Origin of the sequence: Halobacterium sp. GSL-19 (genome assembly GCF_016917855.1) — an archaeon.
Taxonomy (GTDB): domain Archaea; phylum Halobacteriota; class Halobacteria; order Halobacteriales; family Halobacteriaceae; genus Halobacterium; species Halobacterium salinarum.
Window position 1 is genome coordinate 641,781 of sequence record NZ_CP070377.1, and the last position, 18,603, is coordinate 660,383.

An 18,603-nucleotide genomic window follows, 5' to 3' on the forward strand; every position below is an offset into this window, starting at 1 on the left:
GGTTTTTCACCACAGCCCGTTTTTGGCAAGCCTAAAATGGCTGTGCGGGCTACGCAGGGCCAATGCACGACCGGTCGTACACCCTCGACGACGTGACCGTCGCAATGGGGACGTACAACGAAGCCGCCGCCATCGACACTGTGCTCACTGACATCGCCGACGCCACCGACGACCGCGCACGCGTCGTCTGCGTCGACGGCTCCAGCGACCGTACCCCGGAGATCGCCCGCGAACACGGCGCCACCGTCATCGAACAGGAGCCCCAGGGGTACGGCGTCGCCGTCGCCGCCGCCCTCGACGCCGCGGACACGCCGGTCGTGATCACCACGGACTGCGACAACACCTACCCCATGGAGCGCATCCCGGCGTTCCTCGCGCGCATCAACGAGGGCTACGACGTGGTCAGCGGCGACCGCCTCTACTGGGGTGCCGACACGATGCCCGCGTTCAACCGCCTCGGGAACGCCGCGTTCGCCGCCATCACGTCGCTGCTCGTCGGCGAGCGCGTCCACGACACCACCACCGGAATGCGGGCCTACCGCGCGCCGGTCATCGACGCCATCGACTGGACGCAGAACACCGGCCTCTCGGCGGAGCTGTTGATCCGGCCGCTGTGCCGGAACTACGACGTCATCGAGGAACCCATCGGGTACGCCGACCGCCTCGGCGACACGAAACTCGACCCCCTGGAGGGCGGCGCGGAGATCCTCGGCTCGATCCTCAAAGTCTGCGCCGAGGAACGCCTCCCGTAGCCGCCGTCCGGCGGCCGGTTGCCACCGACACGTTGATCCACGCCCCCTCGGGGCCGCTGCCGGGGACGTACGTCGACGACGGCCCCCCACACACCTGGAGGTCAGTGCACAGCGACCGCGACGGCGTCACCGCCCGGTACTGCTGGCCGGCCGTCGACACCGGCAACTCGACTCGGTATCTGAACCCGGCACCGTACCCGCCATCGACGAGCACCGACATGGAGACCGTGGACCCGTTGACCGGCACCGAATCAGCGTCTGCCCCCGCCACCGGCCCGCTGAGCGTGACGCGCCCGTCGGTCACATGCATGTCGACTGTCGCCCGACTGCGGTTGTCCACGCCCGTCAGCGCGTAGTGGGCGCGCTCGCCGCCCGCGGTCACGGTCACAGTCGCGCCCGCCGTCCAGGACGGCACGCCGAACGACGCCGTCGCCGTGACCGCCTCACCCGTGACTAGCGACACCTCCCGCAGCACCGGCTCGACGGGGGTATCACCCTGGGGCGACCACGCCCCCCGATACGTGTACCGGTAGAGGTCGCGGTCCGGGTAGGCGGCCGCAACCGCTGGGGCCCGGTCCCCGGCGGCGTACACGGTCGGCCCGTCGAACCCGGGCGTGTTGCGGAGCGGTTGGAACGGATGGTTCAGCCAGTTCCCGTAGGGGTCCGGCACGAACACCACGGCGTTCTCCGGCGGCGACGGCTCGAAGGGCTGGTAGGCGGCCGCGTAGTTGGCGGTCACGTCGGTGTTCTCCGCGACCGGTGGGGCCGTCGCAGCCACGGCGCTTGCGCCGAGCACCGCGGCGGCAACGAGCACGACCGCGCCCGCCACAGCAGCGGCCGCCTCCGCATCGACGCGGGCCACCGCGGCATGGCGCGCGCGATCCACGACCGCCAGCACGCCCACGGCGGCGAACGCGCTCACCGGCACCAGCGCGTCGAAATGGTAGTACGGCCCCAGGGCGTGGATCAGCCCGTCCGTGTGATCGGGGAGGCTGCCGAGGATGTTGCGGTTCCCCCAGAACGCGAGGTTGCCGCCACACACGCTCACCGCGACGCCGCCGAGCACGGCGCGCCGCCACGTCCACGCCTCGCGGCGCGCCACGACGGCACCGCCGACCACCGCGAGCACGCTGCCGAGCGCGCCGAACGGCGCCCAGTTGCGGAGGAACGACCCGACCACCTCGGCGTTCGACCGCAGCGCAAGCGAGAGCGTGTACAACTGGTCGTAGCCGAGGATCTCACGGTGGCCGAACCCCAGCCCGTCCAGGGGGGCGAACGCCTCGTAGGGGAACACCAGCGGATCGCCGGTCACGACGGCGTTGTAGCCCAGCGCCACGGCGACGCCGGCCGCCCCCAGCCCTGCGGTTGCGGCGCGGCGCGCCACGCAGTCGGGCCACGCCGGCGCGGCCGCCCACAGCGTCCAGCCCGCGTGTGCGATGAACGGCGCTGCGAACAGCACCGCCGTGTACGGCCGCGCGAAGAACGCCAGCCCGACAGCGACGCCGGCGACGCCCGCCCACACGGTGCTGTCGGTGCGTTCGGCGCGGAAGTACGCGAACGCGAACGCGAGGTTCAACAGCGTCGTCGGCGCGTACGGAAGGAACACCCCCGACTGCACGACGAACAGCGGCGACGCCAGCAGCGACACCGCGGCGACGGCCGCCGTGCGGTGGTCCCAGGCGTCCCGCACGACCCCGTAGAGGAGCGCGACGTTGCCCGCCGCCACCGCCGACAGCGCGTACTGGTAGTCACCGGCCAGCCGGCCGGCGGCGTAGATCGCCGCGGTCACGGGCGCGTACTTCGAATACAGCCCCCGCGGCGAGGAGACGAAAAACCACGGCCGGAACGCGTCGGCGACCGGCGGCTGCAGGAACAGTCGTCCGTCAAGCAACAGTGCGGCCTGCTGGAGGTAGACGGCCTCGTCGTGGTTCAACGACCGGTAGGGAAACACGAGCGTGGCGGTGGCGAACGCCACCACCGCCGCGGCCGCCGCGAGCGCGGCCACCACGAGCGGGCGCGACCGCAGCGCGCGACGGAGCCGCACCATCACTCCGTGGGGTACCAGGCCAGGGCGTGGTCGCTGACCAGGGAGACGGCCACCGGCTCGCCGATCGCCATGTTGTCCGCGTGGTTGTGCAGACACCGCACCACGTCGCCGTTGTCCAGTTCCACGTGATAGATGAACGACGGCCCGGTGTACTGCCGTTTCACGATCGTGCCGTTGCCGGCACCGGTGGCGTCGGCCACGGGCGCGGCGCGCAGGTCGTCGGGGCGCACGAGCACGTCAACCATCGCGCCCTGGTAGCCGTCGGTCAGCCCCGCCAGGAGCGCGCGGTCGTACGACCCCACGGCGGTGTCGACGGTGTCGCTGCCGACGCGCGCCGAGAGGAACGCCGCCTGCCCCAGGAACGACGCGACGAACCGGGACTCGGGGTGCTCGAACACGCCTTCAGGGTCGCCTACCTGCTCGATGCAGCCGTCGTTGAGGACGGCGACGCGGTCGGAGATCGACAGCGCCTCCTCCTGGTCGTGGGTGACCGATACGGCGGTGACGCCGGCCTCCTTGAGGATGCGCCGCACCTCCTCGCGCATCTCCACGCGCAGCCGAACGTCGAGGTTCGAGAACGGCTCGTCGAGCAGGAGGATGTCCGGCTCGGGCGCGAGGCTGCGCGCGACGGCCACGCGTTGCTGTTGGCCGCCCGAGAGCTGGTCGACGGAGCGATCCCCCATCTCGGGCATGTCCACGAGCGCGAGCATCTCATCGACGCGGGCAGCGGTCGCGTCCTCGTCGCGGTCGGTCAGCCCGAACGCCACGTTCTCCGCCACGGAGAGATGCGGGAACAGCGCGAAATCCTGGAACACGATGCCGATCTCGCGGTCCTCGGCGGCGACGAACGTGTCCGGCCCGGCGACCCGCTGGGCGTCGAGTTCGATGGTGCCGCCGGTGGGCCGCTCCAGGCCCGCGAGCATCCGCAGCGTCGTGGTCTTCCCGCAGCCCGACGGCCCCAGCAGCGTGAGGAGCTCCCCCTCCCGAACGGACAGCGAGAGATCACGCACAGCGGTTTCGGCGCCGTACTCCTTTGTCACACCGTCGAGTTCGAGGACCGTGTCGGCGTCCGAGAACTCGGCGGTCGATCTGGACGTATCGTCGGCGTGGCGTCTGGAAGCTGATTCAGCCATTGTATCGTTCCTGTGCGAGGATCACAACCATCGACAGCGCTGAGACGCCCACGAGCACCAGCGCGGGCACCGCAGCAGCGCCGTACGACCCGGCTCCCCGAACCAGCCAGATGTACGACACCAGGGTTTCAAAACCTATCGGACGGAGCATCAGTGTCGCCGGCAGCTCCTTCATCGTGGTGAGGAACACGAGCGCCGCGCCCGCCGCAACGCCGGGCGCGATCAGCGGCAGCGTCACCGACCGGAACGCGTCCGTCGACGACCGGCCCAGCGTGCGCGCGGCCTCGGTGAGCTTCGGGTCCACCTGGAGGACCGAGGACCGAACGGATCCGACGGCCTGTGGGAGGAACCGCACCACGTACGCGAACACGAGCAGCGGCACCGTCTTGACCAGCGACTGCACGAACTCCGTGGACAGGAACACCAGCGACAGCGCGATCACGACCCCGGGGATGGCGTACCCAACGTACGTGAGCCGGTCGGAGACCATCGACAGCCGCGAGGACGACCGTGCGGCGTATCCGGCGACGGGCAACGCGAGCACCGTCGCCACCCCCGCCGCAGCCACCGCCACCTTCAGCGAGTTCCACGCGATCATCGGATCGAACTCGAAGATGGCGTCCCCGGCCCGCTGGAACCACCACGCAAGCACCCCCAGCGGGACGCCCAGCGACAGCACCGCGATGGCGGTGCAGAACGCCAACGCCGGCCACTTCCACACGCCGAGGGACACCCGGCCGGGCTGGCTGGCACCCCGAGAGACGTAGGCGGTGTCGCCGTCGCCGATGCGGGATTCGAGCGCGAGCACGACCGCCACCACGGCCAGCAACTGGATCGACAGCAGCGCCGGATACCCCTCGGGCACCCCCAGGCTGCCCTGGGCGACGAAGATCTGCTGGGTGTACACCTCGTAGCGCATGATCGACGGCGTGCCGAAATCCGAGAGCGCGTACAGCGCCGCCAGCAGCCCACCGGCCGCCACACCGGGCAGTATCTGTGGCACCGTGATGCGGCGGAACGCCTGCCACCGCGAGTGGTTCAACGTGCGCGCGGCCTCGACCAGTGTGCCGTCGAAGGACAGCAGCGCCGCCCGCGTTGTGAGGAACACGTAGGGATACGTGAACAGGATGAGCACGAGTGCGGCGCCGTGGAGCCCGTAGATCGAGGGGATGCGCTCGATGCCGATCACGCCGAGCGCGCCCGCGAGATCGCCCCGGGGGCCGAACGCCGAGACGAACGTGAACGCGCCGATGTAGCTGGGCACGACCAGCGGGAGCGCGGCGATGATCGTCCACGCGCGGCGGCCGGGCAGATCGGTCTGCACGGTCAACACGGCAAGCGGAACGCCCACGAGCACACAGCCCACCGTCACCAGGCCAACCAGCGAGAGGCTGTTCACCAGCACGTCAAGGCTGCTGGTGTCGGCGAAGACGTCGAGGAAGTGTCCCAGCCCGTAGTTCGACGCGCGCACGAGCAGGCCAGCCAGGGGCAGGGACACGAACGCTGCGACGGCTCCCGCAAGCACTGCGAGCGACAGCCCCGGTTCGTCGTCGTCGCCGCTGACGACAGCGCTCCGGATGCGGGCGAGTCGCTCGCGTGCAGCCATCGTTACGAGAGGATGCCGACGTCTTTGAGCAGTTTGACCGTGGGCTGGACGTCCGACAGCGACTGCAGGTCGATCTCCGGCGGCGAGAGCTCCGCGATGGACGGCAGCGGGCCGACCGGGTCGACGCCGTCGATCATGGGGAACGCGAACCCGCGGGTCGCCAGGAACTCCTGGGCTTCGGCGGACAGCAGGTGGCGGATGTACAGCTCCGCGAGCTCGGGGTCGTCGGCGCCCTTGAGCACGCTCGCGCCGGCCGTGTTGACCAGCGAGCTGGCGTCGTTTTGCGTGAACGCGAGGTCCAGCGGGGCGTCCGGGCGGTCGGCGAACACGAGCATCGGGTAGTAGTGGTTCGTAAGCCCGGCACCCACTTCACCGTTGGTGATGCCTTCCGAGACGGCCTGGTACTCGTTTCTGTACCGGGTTGGGGTCTGGCCGCGCATGCTGGTGAGCCACTCGCGGGTTGCTTCGTCGCCGCGGAGCTGCCGCATGGCGGTGACGAACCCTTGGAACGCGCCGTAGGTGGGTGCCCAGCCGAGCGTGCCCTGGAACCGGTCGGCGGTCGTGAAGGCGTCGACGCTGTTGGGGATGTCAGATTCGCTGAACTGGTTGGTGTTGTACGGGACCGCCCGGGAGCGCCCCGCGAGACCAACCCAGTGTTCGGTGGTGAACTGCTCTGAGAGGACGGGGTCCCGGGTTCCGCTGGAGAGCGTTCGTGTCGCGCCGTTCGACGCGACGTACGCCAGCGAGCCGGCGTCAATGGACCAGAAGACGTCGGCCTGCATGGTGTCGTTCTCGTACTCGGTGACGATGTTGTTTGCGAGCTGTGAGGAGCGCTGGGTCTGCTGGGTGGCGCTGAAGTCGTCGTAGTACTGGTTGATGAGGTCGATAAGCGCGACGTAGCGCCCGCCCTCGCCGCCGCCCAGATAGATCGAGAGTTCGCCTTCGAGATCCGGGAGGTCAGCGATGGATTCGCCCCCGGGAGCGGGGCGGTCCTGGACGATCGCGCCCGAGCCCCGGAAGTCACCGATCCCCGGTCGGTCGTCGGTGCTGCTGTTGGAGCCGAGCATGCCGCTGCAGCCTGCAAGACCGCTGAGCGTCGCCGCACCAGTTGCTGCAAGGAACGTTCGACGGCGGAATCCGGATTCCTCGGACATACTCAAAATTAGGCTCGCCTAAACCGCTTATACCTACCGATTCAGTCCCGGAGGCTGTGATTGTGGGCCATCCACACGACCCGACGTGGTGGGCTGTCAGTCGCCGGCGGCCGCCGCGATCTCGCGGTCCGCCAGCGCGTCCAGGCAGGCCACCCAGTCCAGCAGATACTCCCCACACTCGTTGAGGAACGCCCCGTTGTTGTAGCTGTCGTACTCCCCGTCGGCGAGGCGGCGGCCCACCGCCTCGGCCACGCCGGCGTACGTCTCCGTGGCCGGATCAGCGGCCGCGACCTCCTCCCAGAAGTGCTCGTTCAGTTCGAGCCCCGCGACCTCGTTGGCGAGGTCGTCGAACGTCGAGCGCGGTGCCTTGTTGTGCTCGCACAGCGGCGCACCGTTGTAGATGTCACCCCCGACGACGTCGGCGGCGCGTTTCAACACCACCCCGCTCCAGATGTCGTCGAAGCGCCCGACGTCCCAGGCGTTGTCGTCCATCGGGAACTGGTAGAACGCCGGAATGACCTCCCGGCGGAACGCCAGGTTCATCGAACACACCGTGAGGTAGTCGCCCTCGGCGGCGACGAAGTCGCGGTCGAAATCCGCCGTTTCGGTACGGGTCTGTGCCTGCCCGCGGAGATCGCCGTCCATCAGGATCCGCACGGCGTCGAGGTCGGGCACGTTCGTCCACAGCCCCTGTGAGGCGACGACGTGGTCGGTCTCGGCCTGTCCGGTGGTCGTCGTTTCGTCCATCGCGGCGTACGGATACCCCCGTGGGTAGAGCGCCGAGTCGGACTGGTAGAGGACGTTCACCCAGCGCTCGTCCGAGGACACCGACTCGACGGGCCCCTCGTGGTGGAGGTTCTCCAGGTGGCGGCCGAAGAAGTCCCACTCGTCGTGTGGCAGCGTGTCGTCGTCGATGAACACGCCGTACTCGAAGTCGTGGGCCCACATGTACAGCAGTCCGAACGACGTTTGTGCGTGGCTGGCGGCGGGCACGAGGTGGTCGTACTCGCCGATGTCGTGGTCGTCGTACCACTGCTCGCGCGCGGCCCCATCGAAGACGGCACCCGCGACATCCTCCGCGGCGAGTAGGTCGCGCATGCTGTCGGTGTCACAGAAATCCTCGGTGACGAGCACGACGAACAGCCGATCGAGGTCGAAGCCGTGCTGGCGGGCGTTCTCGAAGTACGACCGCATGCACTCGTACTCCCGGATCGTTGGCACGATCACACAGATGTCCTGGGTCATCTATTGGCAGCCACTATTTAGGCTGGCCTAAAGTGTGTGTCGGTGTCTCGGCGCCCCTCCCGGGGGATTACGTCACACCGGCGACAGACTGCTGGAGGCGGATCGTCGGCGGCACCACGAACCCGGCGAGCAACACCACGAAGACGTACCGGGCGCTGTCGGCGGCCACTCCCGGCAGCCCCAACGCCAACACGTCGACCACCGCAACCCCCGTTGCCGCCACCAACACGAACACCAGATGCCGGCGCAGCGTGTCCACCGCCGTGCCGTGTGCCAGCCCCTCCAGTCGCTCGCTGAACACCACCCCGTAGGCGGCGAACGCGATGGCCACGCACCCACGCAGGATGCCCGTTGTCGCGCCACCGCCGACGAACACCACGGCCACCCACTCCACCGCGATCACAACCACGAACCCGAACTCGATGGCCCGCAGCGTCGGCAGCGACACCGCCCGCTCCCCGGGTCCCGGAGCCAGCGCGCTCGCGTAATACACCTCCCGCAGCGAAAACGACACGAACACGATCCCGAACAGCAACGCCAGATCGCGGCACGCCACCACGATCCGGCCGCCGACCCCGACCACCTCGGCCACCCCGCAGCCGCCGAACAGGGCCAGTGCGATCCCGACGTAGGTCAGATACCCCCAGAAATCGCGGTGCGCTTCGAGGCGATCAAGGGCGTAGTTCCGGGCCGCGTAGTAGGTGAACGCCACGCCCGCGACCACAACCAACCCGTTCCCCGTGAACGCCACCGCGTCCAGGACGCGACCGGGCGCGGCGGCCGTCATGCCGGCCACGCCCCGGGGAGGTCGGCCACGCACTCGTCGAAGGCCGCCTGGAAATCGAGCACCGTCTCGAAGCGCGCCTGCTTGCTGGTCGCCAGCGACCGCTCGAAGAGGCTGTCGACGCGCTCGGGCAGCGCCGGGTTCTGCTGGGCGGCCGGCACCACCCCGTCGCCGCCGCGCGGCGAGACACCGGTCACCAGGAAGTACGCCAGCGCCCCCAGTCCGAAGACGTCCGTGGACTGATCGAAGCGCCCGTACGACGCCGGGTCGTGGTGTTCGGGGGCCGCGAACCCCGCAGGGATCGGGGGGCTGTGGTGGCCGCTCGCTGCGTGCGCGAACCCCCAGTCGGCCACCACGGGGGCGTCCCACGCGCCGACCGACGTCTCCACGAACCGCACCGCACCCGGATGCAGGCCGCCGTGAACGACGCCCCGAGCGTGCGCGTAGCTCACCGCCCGCGTCACCCGGTCGACCACCCACTGTGCCTCGCTCAGCGTCGCCGGCGGCCCCCGGCGGGCCAGCGTCTCCGCGCCGTCGTATCGCGTGGCGATCCACGTGTCCCCGGTCCCCAGCACGCGCTCGATGTGGGGGTATTCGTCGACGGCGGCCCACCGCTTGAGCGCGCGCTGGAACGCCTCCACCACCCGGCTGTCGGTCCCGTTCGCCGTGGCTGCGTTGAGCCGGCGCAGCGTCACCAGCCCGTGCTCCAGGGTGTCGTCGGTGATGGTCGCCCGGAAGTCGGTCGTCAACACGGTCTCCCGCAGCTCCAGGCCGGGCGTGAGATCCGCCTGTGAGACCCCCACCGAAGGGGCATCCGGGACCTCTGCAGGCGGGTGACCGGGGGCCGCACTCTCGTCACCGCGGTCGGCGGCATCAACGGCCACCGGAGCATCCGCCCCGAACGACACCGATACCGGATCCGGCGGCCCGTCCTCGCTGTCGTCGGTGGTCACCACCGTGAGGTCGTCGGGCAGCAACGCCGCGTACTCGGCGGTGGTGCGAACGAGCATCGGATAGCCGGCGTCCTCGGCGCGCGCCGCGATCTCCGCCGCCACCTCCGCGACGGCGTCCTCGGCGTACCGCGCCAACAACGGGTCGGCATCGTGGGTCAGCGACGCGAGCGTCGACAACCCCGCGGTCGCGCGCTCGGGGTAGCGCTTGGTCACGCCGGCGACCGCCACCGCGCCGTTCTGGCGCACCAGCTCGTCGTCGGCGTCCGTGAGCGCCACGAGCTCCGAGAACTTCATCGAGAGGGCGTCGGGCTGGCGCTCGGCGAGCTCCGCGATCACCCAGGTCACCCCGCGTCGAACCCACACGTCCTCGTCGTCGGCGCGCGCCACGATCGCTTCGAGATGGGCGCGAACCGCCGTCGGCTCCGTTCCGGCCGCCTCAACCAGCCGCCAGGCGGCCCCCGAGCGCTCGTCGGCGTCCGCGCTGTGCAATCGCTCGGCGAGCTCGGCAACGTCGTCGGTGTCGACTGCCCCCCGGTGGTGTGCGACCGCACCCGGATCGACGTCGTGGCGCTGTGGCGACATCGGCTCTGTCGACCGTACCCTCGTGTGCATTGCACGTCAACGTTTGGCTTTCAGCCGGTGTCGCCGATCCCTGCTGGTAGGCGAATTGTTTTCTCGCGGAGCGCCCGAGCACTGGCATGGACCTCTCCGTTGTCGACTTGTCTCCGGTCCCGGACGGCGGCACTGCCGCCGACGCCTACGCCAACACCGTCGCGGCGGCCCAACAGGCCGACGATCTCGGCTACAAACGCTTCTGGGTCGCCGAACACCACGGCATGGAGACGCTTGCCGGCACCACCCCGGAAGTCCTGCTGGGGCACCTAGCCGCCGAAACCGACCGAATCCGCCTGGGATCGGGGGCGGTGCTGGTGAACCACTACAGCCCGCTGAAGGTGGCCGAACAGTTCGGCGCGCTCGACGGGCTTGCACCCGGCCGCGTCGACGCCGGCCTGGGACGGGCCAACGGCTCGCCCGCGGTCGACCGCGCGCTCGAAACCGACCGCCACTCCTCGGATCCGGACGGCGACCACACGGACGCAGTCAAAGCGGTCCTCGGCCACCTCCACGACGACTTCCCCGAGGACCACGCGTACAGCGGGATCGCGGTCCCCGGTGGCGACGACGAGCCGCCACAGCCGTGGCTCCTGGGATCCAGTCCGTCCAGTGCTGCCATCGCCGGCGAACTCGGGCTGCGGTACTGTTTCGCGGCGTTCATCCGCCCACAGTTCGCGACCCGCGCGTTCGACGTCTACCGGGAGTCGTTCACCGCGTCCACGCTGCCCGGTGGCGTCGACGAACCAACCGGCATGGTCGCGGTGAACGCCGTCTGTGCGGACACCGATGCGGCCGCGGCGCGACGGCGGGCGTCCGCCGAGGCGTCCTACCAGCGCATGAAACGCGGCACGGTCGGCACCACCCCGGGCGTCGAGGAAGCCATCGACGAACTCGGGGGCGTGCCCGATCCCACCCCCGAGACGCTTCCCGAAGGGGACTGGCCGCGCGCGATTTCGGGCAGCCCGGAGACGCTGGCTGGGCTGTTCGAACAGCTGGCGGACCGCGTCGGCGTCGAGGAGGTCATGGTCCAGCAGATCGTCCCGGACCACGACGCGGCGCTGCGCTCCCACGAGCTGCTTGCCGACGCCGTCGGACTCTGACCACCCGGGTTCGGGCGGACCGACGACCGCGGGCGTCGGTGCAAAAGTAAATAGTCGGGGTGGCCGACAGTCAACCCATGGACCGCGTAGCAATCATCGGCGCGTCGATGACCGCGTTCGGCGACCGGGACGCGTGGCTGCTGGCGCTCCTCGCGGAGGCCGGCGACGCCGCGCTCACCGACGCCGGCGTGGACGGCGACGACGTCGACCACCTCTACGTCTCGAACATGGCGAGCGGCGAGTTCGAGGGACAGACCGGTGTGCCGAACGCGCTGGCCCACGATCTCGCCGCGATGCCGGCGTACACGGCTCGCATCGACCAGACCAGTTCCTCCGGCGGTGCCGGCATCTACGCCGCCTGGCAGTCCGTGGCGTCGGGCGCGAGCGACCTGACGCTGCTGGTCGGCGGCGAGAAGATGACCCACCGAACGACCGGCGAGGCCACGGACGTCATCGCGAGTCTTACCCACCCCGTGGAGTACAAGCACGGCGTCACGCTCCCGAGCTTCGCGGGGCTGACCGCCCGGAAATACCTCGCCCAGTACGACGCGCCACGCGAGAGCCTCGGCAAAGTCGCGGTCAAGAACCACCGCAACGGCCTCGACAACCCCCACGCGCAGTTCCGCAAGGAAGTCGACTTAGAGACGGTCCTGGACTCCCCCATGGTCGCGGACCCGCTGCGGCTGTACGACTTCTGCCCCATCACGGACGGCAGCGCCGCGCTGGTGCTGTGCCCGGAATCCGTCGCCGCGGAGTACACCGACGACTACGTCGTGATCTCGGGGGTTGCGGGTGCGACCGACACCCACGTCGTCCACGAGCGCGACGACCCCACGACGATGCGCGGGGTCGTCGAGTCCGCGGAGCAGGCCTACGAGATAGCGGGTCGTGGCCCCGCCGACATCGACGTGGCCGAACTCCACGACATGTTCACCATCCTGGAGTTCCTGCAGAGCGAGGATCTCGGGTTCTTCGAGAAGGGCGCGGGCTGGAAAGCCGTCCGGGACGGCGTCACCGACCGCGACGGCGACCTCCCGATCAACACCTCGGGCGGCCTCAAGTCGAAGGGCCACCCGCTGGGCGCCAGCGGCGTCGCACAGGCGTACGAACTCTACCAGCAGTTGCTCGGAACCGCGGGCGACCGGCAGGTCGACGCCGAGGTCGGCCTGGCGTGCAACGTCGGCGGGTTCGGCAACTGCGTGACCACCACCATCCTCGAACAGCCATGAGCGACGACCACGACAGCACCGAGCCAGGCCTCGACGCGCACCGCTGCGAGAACGGCCACCTGAGCCACCCCGGACACGCGCGGTGTCCGGACTGTGGTGCCCCACAGACCGAGACCGTCGATCTCGCCGAGCGCACCGGCGAGGTCGTGACGTGGACCACGTCGACGGCGACGCCGCCGGGCGTGCGCGAGCCGAACCACCTCGCCATCGTTGAGTTCGAGGTGGACGGCGAGGCGGTGCGCGCGCTCGGCCAGCTCACGACGGCCGACGGCATCGAAATCGGGGCCGCGGTCGACCCCGTCTACTGCGCGGAACTCCGGGCGCCCGGCGCGGGCATCCGCGAGCCCGAGAGCCAGCGCTGGGACGGCTACCGCTTCGAGCCGGCGTGACACTCCCGGGCGCGTATCACTGGAACCCGCGGCGGTACTGCGGGGGCACGTCGGCGGCGTCCTCGCGGCCGAGTTCGCGGGCGGCGTGCAGGGGGAAGTACGGATCGCGGAGGAACTCCCGGCCCACGATCGCGAGGTCGGCGCGGTCGTTGCGCACGATGGCGTCGGCCTGCTCGGCGCTCTGGATGCCGCCCACGGTGCCGACGGCGACGTCGCGCTCGGTGTCGGCGTTGATGCGCTCGGCGAACTGCAGCTGGTAGTTGGGCCCGCCGGACTGGATGTCCTGGTCGGGGTGGATGCCGGCGGTGGAGACGTCGATCAGGTCCGCGCCCAGCGCGTGCAGGTCGTCAGCGAGCTGGACGGACTCCTCGACGGTCCAGGAGTCGCGGTCGTCGATCCAGTCGGTCGCGGAGATGCGCACGAACACAGGCTTGTCGTCGGGCCACTCCTCGCGGACCGCCGACGTGACTTCGCGGGCCAGCCGCGTGCGGTTCTCGAAGCTGCCGCCGTACTCGTCGTCGCGGTGGTTCGACACCGGCGACAGGAACTGGTGGATGAGGTAGCCGTGGGCGGCGTGGATCTCCGCGACCTCGAAGCCGGCCTCGTTGGCGCGCCGCGCGGCGTCGCGGAACGCCTCCACGACGTCTTCTATGTCCGCCGTGGAGAGCTTCCGGGTGTCGCGCTCGTCGTCCTCGTAGGGGTAGGGATCGGCGCTCGGTGCGACCGGGTCCCAGCCACCCTCGTCGAGCGGGACGGGGCCGCTGTCGTCGCCCCAGATGCGCGCGGTACCGGCCTTTCGGCCGGCGTGGGCGAGCTGGATGGCGGGCGTCGCGCCCTGGTCGCTGATGAACTCGGCGACGGGTGCCAGCGCCTCGCCGTGCTCGTCGCTCCAGATGCCGAGGTCCTCGGGGGAGATGCGGCCGCGCTCCTCGACGGCGGTGGCTTCGGTCATCACGACGCCGGCGCCGCCGACCGCCCGGGACCCCAGGTGGACGCGGTGCCAGTCGGTCGCGAGGCCGTCGCGGTCCTCACAGGAGTACTGGCACATCGGCGACATGGCGAACCGGTTGCGGATCGTCGTGTCTCGGAGCTCCAGTGGCGAAAAACTGTCTGCCATACACCACGGTACCCGCCCGTGGCGTTTAGCGGTGGTGAAGCACTCGGTGCTTGCCGCCTTCCGCCGGTTCGCGGCGGAACTTGCTGGTTGCGGTGTGGCGGTCACACACCGCGACGCGGCCGGCTGTTAGGCGTCCGACTCGTGGTCTTCGTCGGCGACCTGTACCTCGGCCTCGACCTCGATGTCGAGTCCCGGCGCGGTCAGCGCCGCCTCGAAGGTCTCCTCGTCGCCGGCTTCGACTTCCAGTTCGGTGGAGTCAACGTCGACTTCGACCTCCGCATCCACGTACGTGTCTGGCATACACACGGGAACGGACCCAGCAATTGTAAGCGGCGTGGTTACTGTGCCGACACGTTACATCGACTCGCGGTGCAGGACTTCGTCGACGCTGCGCCGCGGGAGGCGGTCGGGCTCCTCGCCGCCGCTGGGACCCACCGCGATCAGCACCACGGGCACCGTGTCGGCGGGCAGCCCGGCGAACTCGGCGGCGGCCTCGAAGTCGAACCCGGACATCGGCGTGGCGGTGAGTCCGCGGGCGTGCGCCGACAGCAGGAGGTTCTGGGCGGCGAGGCTGGCGTTCCGGACGGCGTAGTCGCGGCCGGCTTGGTCGCTCTCGTAGCTGGCGACCGTCTGGGACTTGAGCTCGGCGCCGGTGTCGGCGTCGAAGCGCCCGGCGTCGACCCACTCCTCGAAGACGCGGTCGGCGGTCTTCGGATCGGTGTGGCCGGCGACCAGGATCGCCGTGCCGGCGTCCACGATGTGCTGTTGGTCGTAGGCGATCTCGGCGAGCTCGGCGAGGCGGTCGTCGTCCTGAACGGCGACGAACTCCCAGGGCTGGAGGTTGTACGACGACGGCGCGAGCGTCGCGTCCCGGATGAGCTCGGCGAGCGTGTCGTCGTCAATGTCGGCGTCCGGGTCGAAGTTGTGTCCGGAGCGCCGCGTTCGGAGGCCATCGATGAGCGCGTCAGCGTCGGTTGTGCGGTCGGCGTCAGCCATTACCACCCGGTACGGGGCCAGCACTTAGTTAGGTGGCGGCGACGGAGAGTCCCGCCGGTTGGCGTGTGTCGCCGTGAAACGGCGGATACCTGGTGGGTGGGCCGTCGGCAGGTGACGCGTGTCTCACCCGGCGAGCGGGTCAGGCCTCACCCGGGAGAACGGGAATGAACGCGCGCTGTTCGGCGAGCACGTCGGGGTCGAGGGTGGCGGTGAGCGTCCGCTGGCCGCGGTTCAGCGCCTGACAGACCACGCCGTCGGGCCGGACCACCGCCGACCGGCCGGCGTACTCGACGACGGGCGCGTCGGGGATCGTGCGCCGGCCGGTGCGCCCGCAGCCGACGACCCACCGGACGCCGTCGAGGGCGCGGGCGCGAAGCAGCAGCCGCCAGTTCTCGCTGTAGGTGCCCGGCCACGCCCCCACGACGAACAGCGCGTCGACGCGCTCCCGTGTGAACGCCGCGCTGACGGCCACGAAGTTCAGGTCGTAACACGTGACCAGCCCCGTGCGGCCGACGGGCGTGTCAACGATCACGGGCTCGGTGCCCGGCGTGAGGGCGTCCTGTTCGCCCGCCCAGAGGTGGCGTTTGCGGTAGTGCGTGCGCTCCCCACCGGGGGTGACGTAGACGACCGTGTTGTGGTAGGCGTCGCTGTCGGGTGCGTCCTCGACGTATCCCGCGAGGATCGCCACGTCGTGCTCGGCGGCGGCGGCCGCGAGCCGGTCGAGGATGGCCCCGTCTCGGTCGAGGGCGGCGGCGTAGACGCGGTCGTCGGCGACGAAGCCGGTGAGCGCGTACTCGGGGAACACTGCCACGTCGACGCCGGCGGAGTCGACCGCGGCGAGTCGCTCGCCGATGGTTGCGAGGTTCGCGGCCGGATCGAGGTCCGCGACGGCGATCTGGCAGGCGGCGACTGTGGGGGCTGACATCCCCGGAGCGACGGCCGCCCGCCACATCAACGCTGTGGAGAATCTTTCTTCGGTATTGAGTAAACTCTTTACCCGTCGGCGGACAAGGGTGTGGTATGGAACAAAACGCGATTCAGCGGCGCGAACGCCCGTTCGTCGCCGGCGAGTGGGTCTCCGACGGTGAGCCACTGCCCGTCTCGGACCTCGCGGACGGCGGCACGTTCGCGTCGGTCGCCGCCGCGGACACCAGCGACGCGGAGCGCGCCCTCAGCGCGGCCACTGGCGTGCACGCGGACCTGCGGGAGACCACCGTTCCCGAGCGCGTCGAGTGGCTGGAGTCGATCGCCGACGGCATCCGACGCCGCGAAGACGAGCTCGCGGAGGTCATCGTCCGGGAAGCCGGGAAGCCGATCTCCAGCGCGCGCGGCGAGGTCCAGAGCGCCGCCGAGCGCTTCGACCGCGCTGTGGGCGAGCTCCGCCACCTCACCGGGGAGTACCGCACCGGCACGACCGCCGGCCACGAGGACTGGCAGGCCATCGTGAAACACGAACCAATGGGGACCGTGCTGTGCATCACGCCGTACAACTACCCCCTCTCCACGATGGCGCTGCAGGTCGCCCCGGCGATCGCCGCCGGCAACGCCGTCATCGTGAAGCCAGCCAGCAAGACCCCGATCAGCGGCGCGATCCTCGCGGACATCGCGGCCGACGCCGGCCTCCCCGACGGCGCGTACAACTTCGTCCCCGGCGAGTCGAGTGTCATCGGTGACCCGCTGGCCTCGGACGCCCGCGTCGACGCCATCGCGATGACCGGCTCCTCGGGGGCCGGCGAACACGTCGCGCGCCAATCCGGGATCACCCGCCTTCACATGGAACTGGGCGGGAACGCGCCCGCAATCGTCTTCGAGGACGCTGACCTCGATGCGGCCGCCGACGCCGCCACCGCCGGGTCGCTCAAATACGCCGGCCAGCGGTGCTCGGCTGTCTCCCGGGTGCTCGCCCACGAATCCGTCCACGACGAGCTGGTGTCGCGCATCGACGACGCGATGGCCGAGTGGTCGATCGGCGACCTCTTCGATGCGGACACCACCCTCGGGCCGCTCGTCAGCGCCGACCAGGCCGACTGGGTGGCCGAACTCGTCGACGACGCCGTCGACCGCGGCGCAACGGTCGTCCGTGGCGGCGAGCGGCACGTCGAGGACGGCGTCCACTACTACGAGCCGACGCTGCTGGCCGACGTTCCCCGTGACGCGCGCATCGTCGACGAGGAGCAGTTCGGACCGGTGTGCGCGGTCACCACGGTCACCGACGAGGACGACGCCGTTCGGACCGCCAACGGGTCGGAGTTGGCGCTCGACGCCGCCGTGTTCACGGCCGACCACGACCGCGCGATGCGCGTCGCCGAGCGCGTGAACGCGGGTGCGGTCCGCATCAACGGCGCGCCGAGCCACGGCCTCGGCGACGTGCCCTTCGGCGGGAACGACGCCTCCGGCATCGGCCGCGAGGGGCTGGACTCCACCATCCACGAGTTCGTGCGCGAGAAGTCCATCATCCTCTGAGCCGCCGCCCGATCAGGTGACGAACAACATCGGCACCATGCCGGCCACGCCGACGGCAATCCCGGCGGCGAGCTCTCGGCGTCCGTTGTGTGGGAGCGCATGCCCGACCTCGCGTGCCTCCGGGATGAACTCACTGAGCACGAGAAACACCATCGCGCCGCCCGCGAACCCGTAGCCGAACGGGAGCGCGGCGCGCGCGATCTGCACGAAGACGTACGCGATCCCGGCGCCGATCGGTTGGGGGATGCTGGTGAACACGGCGACCCCGACCAGCGTCCAGCGGCGCGCGCCGTGCTCGTGCAGCGGGATCGACACCGCGAGCCCCTCCGGCACGTTGTGGATCGAGATGGCGATGGTCATGAACACCGCGAGGATCGGGATCGAGAACCCGAGCACCGACAGCCCGCCGTCGATCCCCATGTCCGCGAACGAGACGCCGACAGCGACGCCCTCGGGGAACGAGTGGACGGTGAGCACGCCCGCGATGAGCGCGAGTTTCTTCACGTCCGCGGCGGCGATGTCCCGTGGCTCGAACTCGTGGTCGTCGATGACGTGTTCGGCGACCACCACCAGCGCGACGCCCGCGAGCGCGCCGGCCGCGATCTCAGTGGGGCCGCCGTAGTTGAGCGCTTCGCGGAACAGCCCGAACCCCGACGCCGAGACCATGATTCCGGAGGCCAGCCCCCACAGTCCGACCCGCCACCGGTCGTCGATGTCGTCGACGAAGAAGAACGGCAGCGCGCCCAATCCGGTAGCCAGGTCCGTGAGGAGGCCGGCAAAGACCACGAACAACAGCTCCCCTGACGGGCTCATGTCTCAGCCATACGTTCGTAGTGTGAAGTCTGTTTCGAAGCGAAAACAATTTTTGGGATGCCTAAACTATCTGTGGTGATGATGTAACGATCCGGCTGCACCGCCGATTGCACGTCGTCGCCGTCCGGGACCCCACCGCCTCACCCGTATGGCGCGCCAGGATCCCTCACGAATCTTCGTGTGTGAGAGGCGTTCTCCCGGAGACAC

17 protein-coding genes are annotated in these 18,603 nt (G+C 70.0%); 5 read left to right on the plus strand and 12 right to left on the minus strand.

What is annotated here, in order from left to right; translation table 11 throughout:
* Window positions 1–62 precede the first annotated feature (62 nt).
* Entirely contained in the window at window positions 63–752 is a 690-nt protein-coding gene (locus JT689_RS05025; RefSeq protein WP_010902647.1) for a dolichyl-phosphate hexose transferase, read from the plus strand.
* On the opposite strand, the gene JT689_RS05030 is transcribed toward JT689_RS05025, so the two are convergent.
* The 7 genes from JT689_RS05030 to JT689_RS05060 all read right to left on the minus strand — a co-directional run bounded on the left by JT689_RS05030 (window position 721) and on the right by JT689_RS05060 (window position 10,256).
* Window positions 721–2,799: a glycosyltransferase family 39 protein gene (locus JT689_RS05030; RefSeq protein ID WP_205251678.1), complete on the minus strand. Its 2,079-nt coding sequence runs from the start codon at window positions 2,797–2,799 to the stop codon at window positions 721–723. The two genes, JT689_RS05025 and JT689_RS05030, sit on opposite strands and share 32 nt — an antisense overlap.
* On the minus strand, window positions 2,799–3,932 hold the full coding sequence (locus tag JT689_RS05035; protein ID WP_205251679.1) for an ABC transporter ATP-binding protein: 1,134 nt from the start codon (window positions 3,930–3,932) through the stop codon (window positions 2,799–2,801). The genes JT689_RS05030 and JT689_RS05035 overlap by 1 nt, the downstream gene beginning before the upstream one ends.
* Window positions 3,925–5,538: an iron ABC transporter permease gene (locus JT689_RS05040; protein ID WP_010902650.1), complete on the minus strand. Its 1,614-nt coding sequence runs from the start codon at window positions 5,536–5,538 to the stop codon at window positions 3,925–3,927. The genes JT689_RS05035 and JT689_RS05040 overlap by 8 nt, the downstream gene beginning before the upstream one ends.
* A gap of 2 nt (window positions 5,539–5,540) precedes the next feature.
* Window positions 5,541–6,692: an iron ABC transporter substrate-binding protein gene (locus tag JT689_RS05045; RefSeq protein WP_205251680.1), complete on the minus strand. Its 1,152-nt coding sequence runs from the start codon at window positions 6,690–6,692 to the stop codon at window positions 5,541–5,543.
* Window positions 6,693–6,788: 96 nt separating this feature from the next.
* Entirely contained in the window at window positions 6,789–7,937 is a 1,149-nt protein-coding gene (locus JT689_RS05050) for a hypothetical protein (RefSeq protein ID WP_012289248.1), read from the minus strand.
* A 67-nt stretch (window positions 7,938–8,004) separates the two neighbouring features.
* Window positions 8,005–8,724, minus strand: a complete 720-nt coding sequence (locus JT689_RS05055) for a hypothetical protein (RefSeq protein WP_010902654.1) — start codon at window positions 8,722–8,724, stop codon at window positions 8,005–8,007.
* Window positions 8,721–10,256 carry a protein kinase gene (locus JT689_RS05060; protein WP_229373415.1) on the minus strand — a complete coding sequence of 512 codons (1,536 nt, stop codon included), beginning with the start codon at window positions 10,254–10,256 and terminating at the stop codon, window positions 8,721–8,723. The genes JT689_RS05055 and JT689_RS05060 overlap by 4 nt, the downstream gene beginning before the upstream one ends.
* 116 nt (window positions 10,257–10,372) lie before the next feature.
* Here JT689_RS05060 and JT689_RS05065 point away from each other — a divergent pair, with 116 nt between their 5' ends.
* From JT689_RS05065 to JT689_RS05075, 3 genes are all read left to right on the plus strand, one after another.
* The gene (locus JT689_RS05065; RefSeq protein WP_136361278.1) at window positions 10,373–11,389 is read left to right on the plus strand and encodes an LLM class flavin-dependent oxidoreductase; all 1,017 of its coding nucleotides are present in this window, start codon (window positions 10,373–10,375) and stop codon (window positions 11,387–11,389) included.
* 77 nt (window positions 11,390–11,466) lie between these two features.
* Window positions 11,467–12,618 (plus strand): thiolase family protein, encoded by a 1,152-nt coding sequence (locus JT689_RS05070; protein ID WP_205251681.1) that lies wholly within the window; start codon window positions 11,467–11,469, stop codon window positions 12,616–12,618.
* Window positions 12,615–13,007: a Zn-ribbon domain-containing OB-fold protein gene (locus tag JT689_RS05075; RefSeq protein WP_010902658.1), complete on the plus strand. Its 393-nt coding sequence runs from the start codon at window positions 12,615–12,617 to the stop codon at window positions 13,005–13,007. The genes JT689_RS05070 and JT689_RS05075 overlap by 4 nt, the downstream gene beginning before the upstream one ends.
* 16 nt (window positions 13,008–13,023) lie before the next feature.
* Here JT689_RS05075 and JT689_RS05080 read toward each other — a convergent pair whose 3' ends face one another.
* From JT689_RS05080 to JT689_RS05095, 4 genes are all read right to left on the minus strand, one after another.
* Complete coding sequence (locus tag JT689_RS05080) at window positions 13,024–14,124, minus strand: NADH:flavin oxidoreductase/NADH oxidase (protein ID WP_010902659.1); 1,101 nt, start codon at window positions 14,122–14,124, stop codon at window positions 13,024–13,026.
* A 126-nt stretch (window positions 14,125–14,250) separates the two neighbouring features.
* On the minus strand, window positions 14,251–14,424 hold the full coding sequence (locus JT689_RS05085; protein ID WP_010902660.1) for a hypothetical protein: 174 nt from the start codon (window positions 14,422–14,424) through the stop codon (window positions 14,251–14,253).
* Between the two features lie 54 nt (window positions 14,425–14,478).
* Window positions 14,479–15,120, minus strand: coding sequence for a nitroreductase family protein (locus JT689_RS05090; RefSeq protein WP_205251682.1), 642 nt, complete (start codon window positions 15,118–15,120; stop codon window positions 14,479–14,481).
* A 139-nt stretch (window positions 15,121–15,259) separates the two neighbouring features.
* Window positions 15,260–16,045, minus strand: coding sequence for a nitrilase-related carbon-nitrogen hydrolase (locus JT689_RS05095; RefSeq protein ID WP_205251683.1), 786 nt, complete (start codon window positions 16,043–16,045; stop codon window positions 15,260–15,262).
* 95 nt (window positions 16,046–16,140) lie between these two features.
* On the opposite strand from JT689_RS05095, the gene JT689_RS05100 reads away from it, so the two are divergent.
* Window positions 16,141–17,583 carry an aldehyde dehydrogenase family protein gene (locus tag JT689_RS05100; RefSeq protein ID WP_205251684.1) on the plus strand — a complete coding sequence of 481 codons (1,443 nt, stop codon included), beginning with the start codon at window positions 16,141–16,143 and terminating at the stop codon, window positions 17,581–17,583.
* Window positions 17,584–17,595: 12 nt separating this feature from the next.
* Here the strand turns inward: JT689_RS05100 and JT689_RS05105 are convergent, their stop codons facing one another.
* Window positions 17,596–18,396 (minus strand): ZIP family metal transporter, encoded by an 801-nt coding sequence (locus JT689_RS05105; protein WP_205251685.1) that lies wholly within the window; start codon window positions 18,394–18,396, stop codon window positions 17,596–17,598.
* Window positions 18,397–18,603: the final 207 nt, after the last annotated feature.